The sequence below is a fragment of the Gemmata obscuriglobus genome (assembly GCF_008065095.1).
Taxonomy (GTDB): Bacteria; Planctomycetota; Planctomycetia; order Gemmatales; family Gemmataceae; genus Gemmata; species Gemmata obscuriglobus.
In genome coordinates, this window is the sequence record NZ_CP042911.1 from 1,363,298 (window position 1) to 1,377,161 (window position 13,864).

Annotated in this window: 17 protein-coding genes; all 17 read right to left on the reverse strand. The window is 69.9% G+C overall.

Annotated features, from left to right (window positions below):
• Positions 1-26 precede the first annotated feature (26 nt).
• The gene (locus tag GobsT_RS05580; protein ID WP_010036137.1) at positions 27-365 is read right to left on the reverse strand and encodes a hypothetical protein; all 339 of its coding nucleotides are present in this window, start codon (positions 363-365) and stop codon (positions 27-29) included.
• Between the two features lie 77 nt (positions 366-442).
• Positions 443-694, reverse strand: a complete 252-nt coding sequence (locus tag GobsT_RS05585; protein ID WP_010036135.1) for a hypothetical protein — start codon at positions 692-694, stop codon at positions 443-445.
• Positions 695-805: 111 nt separating this feature from the next.
• Positions 806-1,111, reverse strand: a complete 306-nt coding sequence (locus GobsT_RS05590) for a hypothetical protein (protein ID WP_010036119.1) — start codon at positions 1,109-1,111, stop codon at positions 806-808.
• 72 nt (positions 1,112-1,183) lie between these two features.
• The gene (locus tag GobsT_RS05595; protein ID WP_010036130.1) at positions 1,184-1,558 is read right to left on the reverse strand and encodes a hypothetical protein; all 375 of its coding nucleotides are present in this window, start codon (positions 1,556-1,558) and stop codon (positions 1,184-1,186) included.
• A gap of 71 nt (positions 1,559-1,629) precedes the next feature.
• Positions 1,630-1,914, reverse strand: coding sequence for a hypothetical protein (locus GobsT_RS05600; RefSeq protein ID WP_010036128.1), 285 nt, complete (start codon positions 1,912-1,914; stop codon positions 1,630-1,632).
• 117 nt (positions 1,915-2,031) lie between these two features.
• Complete coding sequence (locus tag GobsT_RS05605) at positions 2,032-2,616, reverse strand: hypothetical protein (protein ID WP_109571255.1); 585 nt, start codon at positions 2,614-2,616, stop codon at positions 2,032-2,034.
• Positions 2,617-2,694: 78 nt separating this feature from the next.
• Positions 2,695-3,135 carry a hypothetical protein gene (locus tag GobsT_RS05610; RefSeq protein WP_010036124.1) on the reverse strand — a complete coding sequence of 147 codons (441 nt, stop codon included), beginning with the start codon at positions 3,133-3,135 and terminating at the stop codon, positions 2,695-2,697.
• A 544-nt stretch (positions 3,136-3,679) separates the two neighbouring features.
• Positions 3,680-4,063, reverse strand: coding sequence for a hypothetical protein (locus tag GobsT_RS05620; protein WP_010036122.1), 384 nt, complete (start codon positions 4,061-4,063; stop codon positions 3,680-3,682).
• A gap of 119 nt (positions 4,064-4,182) precedes the next feature.
• The gene (locus tag GobsT_RS05625; protein ID WP_010036119.1) at positions 4,183-4,488 is read right to left on the reverse strand and encodes a hypothetical protein; all 306 of its coding nucleotides are present in this window, start codon (positions 4,486-4,488) and stop codon (positions 4,183-4,185) included.
• 110 nt (positions 4,489-4,598) lie between these two features.
• Positions 4,599-5,012, reverse strand: a complete 414-nt coding sequence (locus GobsT_RS05630) for a hypothetical protein (protein ID WP_010047339.1) — start codon at positions 5,010-5,012, stop codon at positions 4,599-4,601.
• 72 nt (positions 5,013-5,084) lie between these two features.
• Positions 5,085-5,615 carry a hypothetical protein gene (locus GobsT_RS05635; protein ID WP_010036117.1) on the reverse strand — a complete coding sequence of 177 codons (531 nt, stop codon included), beginning with the start codon at positions 5,613-5,615 and terminating at the stop codon, positions 5,085-5,087.
• Positions 5,616-5,761: 146 nt separating this feature from the next.
• A complete protein-coding gene (locus GobsT_RS05640) occupies positions 5,762-5,959 on the reverse strand; it encodes a hypothetical protein (protein WP_010036115.1) in 198 nt (65 codons plus the stop codon).
• 2,577 nt (positions 5,960-8,536) lie between these two features.
• Positions 8,537-8,854: a hypothetical protein gene (locus GobsT_RS05665; RefSeq protein WP_010036114.1), complete on the reverse strand. Its 318-nt coding sequence runs from the start codon at positions 8,852-8,854 to the stop codon at positions 8,537-8,539.
• Between the two features lie 76 nt (positions 8,855-8,930).
• On the reverse strand, positions 8,931-9,524 hold the full coding sequence (locus GobsT_RS40935) for an SMI1/KNR4 family protein (RefSeq protein WP_071529248.1): 594 nt from the start codon (positions 9,522-9,524) through the stop codon (positions 8,931-8,933).
• A gap of 114 nt (positions 9,525-9,638) precedes the next feature.
• A complete protein-coding gene (locus GobsT_RS37510) occupies positions 9,639-10,028 on the reverse strand; it encodes a hypothetical protein (protein ID WP_010036112.1) in 390 nt (129 codons plus the stop codon).
• A 1,783-nt stretch (positions 10,029-11,811) separates the two neighbouring features.
• Entirely contained in the window at positions 11,812-12,138 is a 327-nt protein-coding gene (locus GobsT_RS05690; protein ID WP_197905097.1) for an ankyrin repeat domain-containing protein, read from the reverse strand.
• A gap of 1,032 nt (positions 12,139-13,170) precedes the next feature.
• Complete coding sequence (locus GobsT_RS40390; protein ID WP_261341489.1) at positions 13,171-13,299, reverse strand: hypothetical protein; 129 nt, start codon at positions 13,297-13,299, stop codon at positions 13,171-13,173.
• Positions 13,300-13,864 lie beyond the last annotated feature (565 nt).

Below are 13,864 nucleotides of genomic sequence, written 5' to 3' on the forward strand. Positions count from 1 at the left end.
GCACTACGCCGTTTCCGGGGCTCCAATTAAAGTCCGCGTAGGACATCCTCAATTGGGGCAACCTGAGTCTGATAGCCCAGGCGGTACGGGTCAAACGCAACAGTCTGGGCGATCTTGCGGACCTGCTGGAGCATGACCGCAAACGCGCCCGCGGTTGGTAGCTCGAAGACCTCGCTGACGGCCGCGTACTCGTCTCGGAACTGCTCTGCGGCCGCGCGGTCTGTGAAAACAGCTACGCCTGATGGCTTGTTCGGATCGCTGAGCGTCACAATGTCGTGGAAGGTTACATTCGGAACCGATAGGCTCACATCGGTGGTGGCTTCGCGTGCCACAAAGAACAGCGGATATTCCCACTCAAAAGCCATCCGCGTTCTCCTTTGCTGCAGTGCCGAACATAAAGCTCACCTGCACTGCCAGGATCGAGTGAGCAACACAACGCAGATCAGATGGCGGTGTCAGGTGCAGCGCCGGGTTCGGCGCCTCGAGTGTTCCTGACGACACGCCCGGCCGCGAAGCCACTCGCCCATGCCACGCGGGTTGCGATCAGTGGTGGCATGACGGCCGACACGGCCAGCACCATCAGCGCACCCAACGGCTGCTCGGACGCGATCGACCCGGCTACCTGCATCCCGCCGAGCGTGATGAGCGCACCCATCACCACATGCAGGATCGTGAGCGCGGCTTTCTGGGACACGCGCAACCTCCGCTGCCGAACAAATAGCTCACCTGCACCGCCAGGATCGAATGAGCAATACAACCCAGATCAGATGGCGGTGTCAGGTGCAGCGCCGGGTTCGGCGTGCCTTTACTCGTCGTGGAACCACCGCCGCTCCTCGGCCGCGTACTCGGCGGCCAGACCGAACTCGGCCGGGCTGTGGCAGTGGTCCCCGAATAGATCGCACATGGCGATTCGCCACGCCCCGGCGTGGGTCATCAGGCCCCGCTCGGCCATCGGCTCGTAGTGGAACCGGGCGACCGCCCGCCGCATCGCCTCGCCCGACTCGACGCCGCCGACCCGGGCCAGCACCCAAGCGTACAGCCGCTGCTCGGCCTCGAGATACGGGACGTACTCCTCGTCCGGCCACCAGTCGTCTGGTTGGGCTTCCGCCATCCGCGCGCCCTCGGGTTGCCGAACAATAAGCTCACCTGCACCGCCATGATACAGTGAGCGACTCGTCCCGAATCAGGCGGCGGTGTCAGGTGCAGCGCCGGGTTCGGCCTCCGGGGTGGTGCCGATCAGGACCGTGAGCACCTGCCCGGCGACCCGCCTGAGCGCGGCCAGACCCTCGGCGTGCTGCTTCGGTGTCGGGGCAGGCCCCACCCCCCAGGGAAGCACGGACCAGCTTGGGACGGCGATCTCCTCCGCGTACCGCCGAGCGGCGACCGCCGCTGCGGCCGGGAGCCGGCCGACAGCCTCCTCGACCAGGTGGAACGCGCGGACGCGGGCCAGTTCGAGGACGACCAAGGTGCCGAGTTCCTCGGCGGATATCAAGCCCCGCTCGTGCTGGCGGAACCGGGCGCCGATGAGCCGCGCCAGTGGGTCGTCTTGCGTCGCCACCGCGAGCCCTCCGGTTGCCGAACAAACAGCTCACCTGCACCGCCATCACCGGATGAGCGATGCGTCCCGAATCAGACGGCGGTGTCAGGTGCAGCGCCGGGTTCGGCTTGCTCGGCAACCCGCGCCCTGCATTCGGCGAGCGCCCGGAGCGTGGACTCCCTGGCGAACTCGTTGAAGGACTCCACGCCCAGCCCCCAGTTCTCCAGCGCGACCAAGTTGTCAGGGCGGGTCAGTCGCTCCCAGACAGCGTGGACCGCCGGGTTCTGCGACTCCCACGGCAGGCACATGAACTCCCGCAACAGCAGGCGGTCGAGGTCGCACCACAAGGGCAAGAGCGGATTCGCCGACCTACCCATCGGTGCGCTCCGGTGGCCGAACAATTAGCTCACCTGCACCGCCATCATCGGATGAGCGGTGCGTCCCAATCAGCCGGCGGTGTCAGGTGCAGCGCCCGGTTCGGCGTGCCTTGCGAACTACCAGAACCGCCACCACGGCTTCTTGTCGGCGGCTGGCTGGAGGGCACCCGAACCGTTGCGGTTGCCCGACGACGCCCGCTCGGACAGGAGCCGCTGCACTTTGGCCATACCAGCCGGGGTCGGTGCCTCCATGAAGAAAGCCGCCGGCCCCATGACCAAGTTCTCGGGCTTGGACCCGGCATGCAGCGCGCTGTTGACCGTATTCACATCAGCCGACATGAGAACGAACGACTGAAACCCTGCTGTTCGGGCGTATTGCGGGAGCAATCGGACCGCTGCCACGTAGTACGGTTGCTCGATCAGTTTGCCAGACTCGATCACCTCTCCGCCCGCATTGAAACACAGATACTCGGTACCGAATTGAACCCCCATGCCGTCGAGGAATCCTCGCCCCCAAGCAGTCTGGGTGAATTTGTACGCGCGGTCGGCAACCGGGTCTGGGATCCCGGTGGCGGCCATCGCAGCGTAGATGTCATCCTCGGTGAACTCGGTTCGCGCGGCGATGATCTCTGCGAGCCGGGTAACCGCTGCTTCTGGTGCCACCAAAACGCCTCCAATTCTGTAGCCGAACAAATAGCTCACCGGCCGCGCACGCCGCGACACGGTCTACCGAGTGCGTAGTTTACAGCGGTCCGGTGCAGCGCCGGGTTCGGCGGGCCTTTACTCGGCAGGCGGCTCCCGCCCGGCCGCGACCTCGTCGATAGTGGCGTTGACCCGCCACGCTGCGTCCAAGTCGCAAGCTCGGAGCTGCGGCGGCACATGCCCCCGGCCGCGGATCCGGGCGACGAGCGCGTCGGGCAACCGCAGCCCGTGCCGCTCGACGTAGTGCGCCAGCGTGTGCGGCCAGAGCCACTCCCCATCCCACCGCCAGGTCGCATTGTCGGTCAGCGACTCGCCGCACAGCGAACATGGGCAGTAGCTCGGCTGCGTGGACCAGCACACCGGCGTCTGCCGCAGGTACTCCAGCAGTTCCGCTCGGTCCGCCACCTGCCAGGACGCATCGAGGAGACGACCGAGGGACGGGAACACATCGTCCTGCGTGGACTCCCAGCAGAAGAAGCCGAACCATCGGTGGGGCCAGTCCCGCCACAGGTCTGCCACCGCCTAAGCCCTCTCTTGCCGAACATAAAGCTCACCTGCACCGCCATCACACGATGAGCGGTGCGCCCCGGATCAGCGGGCGGTGTCAGGTGCAGCGCCGGGTTCGGCTCGCTCACGCCCCGTGCCGCGCATCCGCGGAGCCCGTGCCACCGGTGCGACCGGGCGGAGCACCACCGAACCCGCGCGCCGTGCCCCGACCCATCGCAGGCCACCCACCACCGCACCTCGCGGCGATGAGCCGCGCCCGCCACCCACCGGCACCACGCGGAGCACCACCGACCCGCAATCACCGTGTCCCCGCCCGCACCCGGCCACGCCCAACCGCCACTCGCGGCGACGAGCCGCGCGGGCCACCGGCGGGCACCACGCGGAGCACCACACGACCGTCTGACCCGACGCGGACCACACCGTCAGCGCCGCACGCGCCCTCATGCGGCTTGGGGTGGCCGAACATAAAGCTCACCTGCCCGGCCACGTCACAGGGAGCAACGCCATCCAGACCGCGCGGCCGGGTCAGGTGCAGCGCCGGGTTCGGCGTGCCTTGTCAGTCCCCGAAGCAGATCACTGCCCGGCTCAACTCCTGCGCCCGAGATGCCGCCCGCTCCCAAGCCGAGAGCAGCCGAAGGAACTCGGTCCGCGTGACCCGCCGATGCAGCACCGGGGCGACGGCGGTCTGCACGCTCCACGACTCCGGCTGCCCCTGCACCAGGCGGCGGGCCTCCGACAGCATCCGGGACAGGGCGAGCAGGTCCGGCCCGGCGAATAGGGCGTACCCGTACAGGTCGATGTACTGCCCGGTCTCGCCCGCCAGCCGTTCGAACAGCGGGTGCAGGAACCAGTAGTACCCGTCATCGCCCTCGAACCCGAGCGACGGCTCGGCCGGGTCGGATGGCTTGTGAAGCGCGTCACCGACTCCGATGTCGAGCATCGCCCCTCCGCTGGCCTCCGCCGCCGAACAAATAGCTCACCTGCACCGCCAGGATCGAATGAGCAATACAACCCAGATCAGATGGCGGTGTCAGGTGCAGCGCCGGGTTCGGCGTGCCTTTACTCGTCGTGGAACCACCGCCGCTCCTCGGCCGCGTACTCGGCGGCCAGACCGAACTCGGCCGGGCTGTGGCAGTGGTCCCCGAATAGATCGCACATGGCGATTCGCCACGCCCCGGCGTGGGTCATCAGGCCCCGCTCGGCCATCGGCTCGTAGTGGAACCGGGCGACCGCCCGCCGCATCGCCTCGCCCGACTCGACGCCGCCGACCCGGGCCAGCACCCAAGCGTACAGCCGCTGCTCGGCCTCGAGATACGGGACGTACTCCTCGTCCGGCCACCAGTCGTCTGGTTGGGCTTCCGCCATCCGCGCGCCCTCGGGTTGCCGAACGAACAGCTCACCTGCACCGCCATCACCGGATGAGCGGTGCGTCCCAAACCCGATGGCGGTGTCAGGTGCAGCGCCGGGTTCGGCTTCTATCGAGCTGCTGGGAAGTCCGAAAACGAAGCCGTCACGAACACCAGCGCGCCGTCCGCGGTTGAGCGGAAGCCCAGCAGCATCGTACCCGTTGGCGTGTCAATTACGCCCAGGTGGTACACCAGTTCCTCGGAAAGCAGGTGATAACCACTGGCCCCATTCCGGACGACCGACACACGGTACCCACCGACCAGAGCCGGCTGATGTCGGAGGAGCCAATCGACTGTTCCCGCGTCCCCGCGGAGCAGCGGCTCGACGGCCAGCGCGGTGCGATCGGACGCGACAACCGCAGCGGCCACGCGCTCTGTTGCCGCGATGGCTTCAGGTGGGGCGGCGGAGCGCTGACGAACCGCCACGACGGCCACGACCGAGAGGGTGGTGGCAACCGCCAGGACCGCGACGCGGGATCGCATTCTTGCGCCCTCTGGGTTGCCGAACATAAAGCTCACCTGCACCGCCCGTCTCGATGAGCAGTGCGTTCCGAATCAGCCGGCGGTGTCAGGTGCAGCGCCGGGTTCGGCGTCTTGGCCAACTGCAACCGTGAACGCCGCGTGCATCTCCTCGGCCAAGTTCACCAGCGGACGCCATTGCTCCGGCCAGTCGGACCACCATTGGAACCGCCATCCGGAGTACAAGTCCCCGTTCACCGCTAACTCGTACAACGTGCCGTCGGCCCCGCCGTACCCGCTCAAGTCCGGGCAAAGCGGGAGGGTGAGGGCGGTGACACGCTCGAAGTACGCGGCGACTGCGGTCGACGGCAGCGGCACCACGTCGTGCCCGGTCACCAACAGCGCCGGCTCCGACGAGACGACCCGCGGCCGGATCAGTTGCCACTCCTGGCCGCGCTGGGCACCCCACACCTGCCGCACGTCCCACACTGACGGCATCTCGAACGACGGGGAGACAATGAGCTGCAGCCGCCGCATACCGATGCCGCGTGCGTGCGGGTCGCTGTACGCTGGTCGCGGCTGGGTGCGAACCCGCGCCCAGTCGGCCTCGTCGGCCTGCCGCAGCATTAGCTCTCGCGCCCGGCGATTCCCCACCCGTCGTGCCCTCTGGTTGCCGAACAATGAAGCTCACCTGCACCGCCATCACCCGATGAGCGATGCGTCCCCAATCAGCTGGCGGTGTCAGGTGCAGCGCCGGGTTCGGCGTCTACGGCTTAGCAGTTGATGCCAACTCCGAGCCACCCGGCAATCAGCCACAGAACGGCGGCCAGCGCGGCCAGTACGAGCGACCACGGTCGCGGCCGGACGATGGCGGAAGCAAATGCCGTCGCGCACAGCACCAGTAGGACGGCTCCCCAAAACTGGTTCTCGCGGGAAGAGTCCAACACCAGCGTCAGCGGTCCGAACAGCATCCACGCCTCCGCGAGCCGAGGGGCCTTCCGCCGCCGAACAACAAGCTCACCTGCACCGCCAGGATACAGTGAGCGACACAACTATGGCCGATGGCGGTGTCAGGTGCAGCGCCGGGTTCGGCTCACTGACCTCCGCGGTTCCGGGCGACACGCGCCGCACCGCGGCTCCGCGGAGCCCGTGCCACCGGTGCGGCCGGGCGGAGCACCCCCAACCCGATGCGCCGTGTCGCGACACATCGGAGGCCACCCACCACCGCCACCCGCGGCGATGAGCCGCGCCCGCCACCTACGGGCGCCACGCGGAGCACCACCGACACGAACCGCCGTGTCCCCACCCGCGCCCGGCCACGCCCAACCACACCTCGCGGCGGCGAGCCGCGCCAGACCCGATCGGCACCACGCGGAGCGCCACCGAACCGACACGCCGTGTCCGCACCCGCCACCGGCCGCGCCCACCGCACCTCGCGGCGACGAGCCGCGCCACACACCCACGGGCACCACGCGGAGCCCGACCCTCGGGATTCACCTTCGCGGACCACACGCCCACCGCCGCACGCGCGATCGAGCAACTCGGGTGGCCGAACAAACAGCTCACCTGCACCGCCATGATGCAGGATGCGGTGCGTCGCAGTTCAGCGGGCGGTGTCAGGTGCAGCGCCGGGTTCGGCTTCTGCGCGGGCCGTTGCGGTTCCGCGGAGCCCGCGCTCGTACCGCGGATCCGCGGAGCCACCACCGACACCCACCACCGTGTCCCGGCCCACCGAGGGCCACACACCACCGCACCTCGCGGCGATGAGCCGCGCCCACCACCGACCCGTATCGGCGGAGCACCACCGACCCGCAATCACCGTGTCCCCACCCGCACCCGGCCACGCCCACCCGCACCTCGCGGCGGCGAGCCGCGCCAGCACCCACGGGCACCACGCGGAGCATCACCGACCCGACCCGCCGTGTGCCCACCCGCACCCGGCCACGACCACCGCACCTCGCGGCGATGAGCCGCGCCAGTTACCACCGGCACCACGCGGAGCACGACACGCGGGGTTCACTCACGCGAACCACACCGTCAGCGCCACCGCACCCGCGATCGAGCGGCTTGGGGTTGCCGAACGAACAGCTCACCTGCACCGCCCCTCCAAGGGAGCGGTGCGTCCCGAATCCGCGGGCGGTGTCAGGTGCAGCGCCGGGTTCGGCTCGCTCACGTCCGCGCCACGCATCCGCGCGAGCCCACCCACCGGTGCGTGCGAGCGGAGCCACCACCGACCCGCACCACCGTGTCGCGGCCCACCGGAGGCCACCCACCACCGCACCTCGCGGCGATGAGCCGCGCCAGACACCCACGGGTACCACGCGGAGCACCACCGACCCGAACCGCCGTGTCCCCACCCGCCACCGGCCACGCCCACCGCACCTCGCGGCGGCGAGCCGCGCCAGACCCGATCGGCACCACGCGGAGCCCGATGCACGAGACTCACCATCGCGGACCACACGCCCACCACCGCCGCACGCGCGCTCCTGCACGCGATGGTGGCCGAACATAAAGCTCACCTGCACCGCCATCATACAGTGAGCAACAGAACGCAGATTCGATGGCGGTGTCAGGTGCAGCGCCGGGTTCGGCTCGCTGACCTCCGCGGTTTCGGGCGACACGCCGGGCGCCGCGCATCCGCGGAGCCCGCGCCCCGGTGCGGCCGAGCGGAGCGGCACCGACCCGACCCACCGTGTCGCGGCCCACCGCCGGCCACCCACCACCGCCACCCGCGGCGATGAGCCGCGCCTGCCACCCACGGGCACCACGCGGAGCGCCACCGACCCGAACCACCGTGTCCCCACCCACACCCGGCCACGCCCAACCACACCTCGCGGCGGCGAGCCGCGCCAGACCCGATCGGCACCACGCAGAGCCCGACCCGCGGGGTTCAACCCACGCGGACCACACGCCTTCCGCCGCACGGGCGCTCCTGCGCCCTCGGGGTTGCCGAACGAACAGCTCACCTGCACCGCCATCATCGGATGAGCGATGCGTCCCGGAACAGCGGGCGGTGTCAGGTGCAGCGCCGGGTTCGGCTCGCTGACCTCCGCGGTTCCGGGCCATGCGCCGAGCTACGCGGATCCGCGGCGCCCGTGCCACCGGTGCGGCCGAGCGGAGCCACCGCCGACCCGATGCGCCGTGTCGCGGCCCACCGCCGGCCACCCACCACCGCACCTCGCGGCGATGAGCCGCGCCGGCCACCCACGGGCACCACGCGGAGCACCACCGACCCGCACCACCGTGTCCTCACACACCAAGGGCCACCCCAACCGCACCTCGCGGCGGCGAGCCGCGCCCGCCCCGATCGGCACCACGCGGAGCCCGACCCGCGGGCGTCACCCACGCGGACCACACGCACACCGCCACCGCACGCGCGCTCATGCGGCTTGGGGTGGCCGAACATTGAGCTCACCTGCACCGCGCCCTCCAAGGGAGCGATGCCATCCAAACTACATGGCGGTGTCAGGTGCAGCGCCGGGTTCGGCGGCCTTGCGCCGGGACCACAGCCGCCGCGCCACGGCGGCGGTGCTGCGACGCGACACCAATCACGCGGTTGGGTCCGGTGCAGTGTCGGGTTCGGCCGGCTTGCGCCACTTGCGGACCACAGTGGCCTTACGAGCCCGCTTGGACGCCTTACGAGCGGCCTGCTTGGTAGCCAAAGTGGCGTCGGCCTCCGCCTCCGTCGGGATCGTCCGTTCGGTGACGATCGCGTGCCAGCCGCCGCAGTCCGGGAGCGTGCAACCGCACACGATCCCGACGACCGGATGGCGGGTCAGCCCCTCACGACGTCGGCGCGCGTTCGTCCGGTGCTCGCTCTTGACGAGGTCGATGATGGCGTCTCGTTTCATGAGCTTACCAGCCATCGCGCCCCCTGTGCCTCTCTCGCCGAACATAAAGCTCACCTGCACCGCCATGATGCAGGATGCGGTGAGTCCCGAATCAGCGGGCGGTGTCAGGTGCAGCGCCGGGTTCGGCCTCTTGTGTGTCGATGACGCCCTCGGTCGGGTGATACGCATACCGGCCAGATTCTAGGGCTGTTGCGTACTGCTCCAACCACGCGGCAAACCCACTGGCAACCACCCGCACGGGTCCAACCTCGTGATCGAACCAAATGATCTGCCCAACCTTCCCACCCGGTGCGGGGTCCAAATCGACACAGAAGTGATTGCCCGACCCCGCATCGGTGACCGGGAGCCACTGTGAGTTCCAGTGGACTGGCTTGATTGGCCCTTCTGGTTCGGAACCCATTTCTGCGAACCAACCCTCAGCCGCCACTTCTTGCCATCGTAACCACTCGCCTTCGATGGCCTGAATCGTCGCTAGCGCACCGCCACCATGTGGGAACATCCACAAGCCCCAGCTCCCATCGTGGACTTTGTACGACTGCTCCATCTCCGGCGGAAGTCGAAGGCCGGTCGCGTCCTCCAAGTGGTTGATGTGACGGTTCGATGCTGCTGGTCGAATACCCGCTAGTTCTTCCGGCGCATGTTGTTGGAGCCACGCTTCGATTCTTCTCCACGCCGCCTCTACCACCGCGCGCCCTCGGGTTGCCGAACGAACAGCTCACCTGCACCGCCATCACCGGATGAGCGATGCGTCCCAGAACAGATGGCGGTGTTAGGTGCAGCGCCGGGTTCGGCAAAATACCTACACTTCGCGCAAGGTGCTCGCGTCTGCGTGCCACCGTAAGTCGGATGCGCCCGGCCACTCCCCGACCGCCTCTTCTAGGATGGGATGAACCACCGCCGCAACGGCCGGCGAGTCCAACTGCTTGCAATGGGCGTCGTTGAGGACAATGAACCACCGGTTCGGGCGGAAGCCGCATAACACGAGGACTACCACGAACTCCTGGTCTTGACCTCGAGCGAGGAACTCCCAGTCCTGCATACCAACATACTGGCACGCTTCAAAGTCGATCTCGTAACCGCGCGCTTCAAGTACCGCAGCCAACCGCTGGGAAAGGGCGTCCGCCGCTGGCGACCACTCGGAGACGTTGTCTCGCTCGGCCGTCCGAAATGAGAGGAATCGCTGCCCCATCCGAGCGCCGCCCTCCGCCGCCGAACATAAAGCTCACCTGCACCGCGACGTCCCGAGCCGCGATGCGTCCCGAATCAGCGGGCGGTGTCAGGTGCAGCGCCGGGTTCGGCGCGCTGCCGTCCGCGGTTCGCTTCTGCGCCCTTGCGCACGCGGCTGTGCGGAACCCGCGCCGGCGCCGCGCATCCGCCGTGCCCGAGACCGCGACGCGCGCGGTGCCGTGCGGCCCGCCGCTGCATCTCAACCAGGGCCGCGGCGACACCCGCCACCTCGTGCGACACAACCGTCTACCGTTATGCGGACCACACGCCTACCGCCGCCGCACGCGCATTCATGCACGCGATGGTTGCCGAACATGAAGCTCACCTGCACCGCCACCACCGGATGAGCGGTGCGTCCCGAATCCGCGGGCGGTGTCAGGTGCAGCGCCGGGTTCGGCTCGCACGCCTCCGCGGTTCCGGGCGACACGCCGAGCTTGGCGCATCCGCGAAGCCCGCGCACCCGATGCGGCCGGGCGGAGCACTACCGAGCCCGTGCATCGTGTCGCGGCTCACCGGAGGCCACGCCCAACCGCACCTCGCGGCGCCGAGCCGCGCCCGCGACCACCGGCACCACGCGGAGCACCACCGACCCGAAACGCCGTGTTCCCACGCGCCCACGGCCACGACCACCCGCACCTCGCGGCGACGAGCCGCGCCAGCACCGACCGGCACCACGCGGAGCCCGACGCGCGAGGTTCACCCACGCGGACCACACGCCACCGCCGCCGCACGCGCGCTCATGCACGCGAGGGTTGCCGAACATAAAGCTCACCTGCACCGCCATCACCGGATGAGCGGTGCGTCACAAGTCAGCGGGCGGTGTCAGGTGCAGCGCCGGGTTCGGCTCGCACGCCTCCGCGGTTCCGGGCGACACGCCCCGCGCCGCGCATCCGCGGAAGCCCGCCCACCGTCGCATCCGCGGAGCCACCACCGACACCCCCCACCGTGTCGCGGCACACCGAGGGCCACCCACCACCGCACCTCGCGGCGATGAGCCGCGCCGACCACCCACGCGCACCACGCGGAGCACCACCCACCCGCATCACCGTGCCGCCGCACACCGGAGGCCACGACCAACCGCACCTCGCGGCGATGAGCCGCGCCCGTCGCACTCGGGCACCACGCGGAGCCCGACCCGCGGGGTTCACCCACGCGGACCACACCGTCAGCGCTGCCGCACCCGCGATCGAGCGCCTCGGGGTTGCCGAACGAACAGCTCACCTGCACCGCCATCACACGATGAGCGGTGCGTCACAATACAGCGGGCGGTGTCAGGTGCAGCGCCGGGTTCGGCTCGCTGCCGTCCGCGGTTCCGGGCGACACGCCGAGCGCCGCGCATCTGCGGATGCCCGCGGCACCGGTGCGACCGGGCGGAGTGCTACCGACTCGATGCGCCGTGTCCCGGCCCATCGAGGGCCACGCCCACCGCTACACGCGGCGACGAGCCGCGCCCCTACCCACGGGCACCACGCGGAGCGCCACCGACCCGAACCGCCGTGTCCCCACACACCGCCGGCCACGCCCAACCGCACCTCGCGGCGACGAGCCGCGCCAGCACCGACCGGCACCACGCGAAGCCCGACACGCGAGACTCACCACCGCGGACCACACGCTCAGCGCCGCCGCACGCGCCCTCATGCCCTCGGGGTTGCCGAACGAACAGCTCACCTGCCGCGGGGCACCGCGACACGGTCCAGAAACAACGCACTATACCGCGGTCAGGTGCAGCGCCGGGTTCGGCTCGCTCACCCGGGCATCCAGTCGGCAACGCCCTCGCGGACGGCCCACTCGGCGGCGGTATACCCGAACTCGGACCGGATGTTCGCTCGCGCCCCGGCCCGCACCAGCACCGCCACCATCGGCCGGTCCAGAAGCCGGAGTGCGACGTGCAACGGGGTGTCACCCATGTCCCCAGTCGCGTCCACGTCCGCCCCGGCCGCGATTAGGACGGCCGCACCGGCCGCGTCCCGCCGCCAGGCCAAGACGTGCAGCGGGGTGTCACCGTCTGCCCCATGACTGTCGAGGGCGACGGCACGCTCGCCCGATTCGGCCGGGAACAGAACGTCGGACACCGATGCCAGAACCTCCGCCACGGCTCGTGGTGCCGACTCCACTCCGTGTGCCCTCTGGTTGCCGAACAAAGAGCTCACCTGCACCGCCACCATCGGATGAGCGGTGCGTCCCAAGTCAGCCGGCGGTGTCAGGTGCAGCGCCGGGTTCGGCTCTGTCCTCAGCGCGGTCGGCGCATGACGACGAGAGTGCGTCCTCCGCTCGCGGTGTCCAAGCTCACGACCAGTTGAGCGTAGGCCGGGGCGCCCTGCAGCCGTACTTCTTCGATCACTGTGCCGTCGTCGTCCTGTGCCCGACAGATCATCGACCCACCTGGCCCGAGACATGAACCGCCGGCAAGGGATTTGCGGTATGGTCCCGGCAATCGGGGCGGGGCCACGACCTCCCACCCATCGTATCCGGCCACGACGGCTTCCAGGGAGACGAACGGTCGCTCCTGTCGTGTGGCCGATTCCGCGTGCCGGCCCCAGGGTGACAGCCAATAACCGGCACACCCCGCACCGAGTAACACGACGACCACAAGCCACCGCACCCGCATCCGATCCCCCTTCCGGTGCCGAACGTAAAGCTCACCTGCACCGCCATCGCCGAGTGAGCGGTGCGTTCCAAGTCAGCGGGCGGTGTCAGGTGCAGCGCCGGGTTCGGCTCGCTCACGTCCGCGCCGCGCATCCGCGGATGCCCGCGCCACCGATGCGGCCACGCGGAGCACCGCCGACCCGGAGCACCGTGTCGCCGCACGTCGGAGGCCACCCACCACCCCCACTCGCGGCGACGAGCCGCGCCGACCACCGACCGGTGTTGGCGGAGCGCAACCGACCCGAACCGCCGTGTCCCCACCCGCCGCCCGCCACGCCCAACCGCACCTCGCGGCGACGAGCCGCGCCCGCGCCCACCGGCACTCTGCGGAGCCCGACGCGCGGGGTTCACCCACGCGGACCACACGCACACCGCCGCACGGGCGCTCCAGCACGCGAGGGTTGCCGAACAACAAGCTCACCTGCACCGCCATCACCGGATGAGCAGTGCGTCCCAAGTCAGCCGGCGATGTCAGGTGCAGCGCCGGGTTCGGCTTCGTCGCTGGCCGTTGCGGTTCCGCGGAGCCCGCGCTCGTACCGCGCATCCGCGGAGCCACCACCGACCCGCACCACCGTGTCCCGGCCCACCGAGGGCCACCCACCACCGCACCTCGCGGCGATGAGCCGCGCCGACCACCGGCGGGCGCCACGCGGAGCACCACCGACCCGAACCGCCGTGTCCCCACGTGCCGCCAGCCACGACCACCCGCCACTCGCGGCGGCGAGCCGCGCCAGACCCGATCGGCACCACGCGGAGCCCGACCCGCGGGGCTCACCCACGCGGACCACACGCCCACCGCCGCCGCACGCGCGATCAAGCGCCCTTCTGGGTGCCGAACATGCAGCTCACCTGCACTGCCAGGATGAAGTGAGCATGACAACGGTGGCCGATGGCGGTGTCAGGTGCAGCGCCGGGTTCGGCTCGCTCACGTCCGCGCCGCGCATCCGCGGATGCCCGCGCCACCGATGCGGCCACGCGGAGCACCGCCGACCCGGAGCACCGTGTCGCCGCACGTCGGAGGCCACACACCACCGACACCTCGCGGCGATGAGCCGCGCCGACAACCGACCGTATCGGCGGAGCACCACCGATCCGACCCACCGTGTCCCACGGCACCACCGGCCACGCCCACCGCACGCTCGCGGCGGTGAG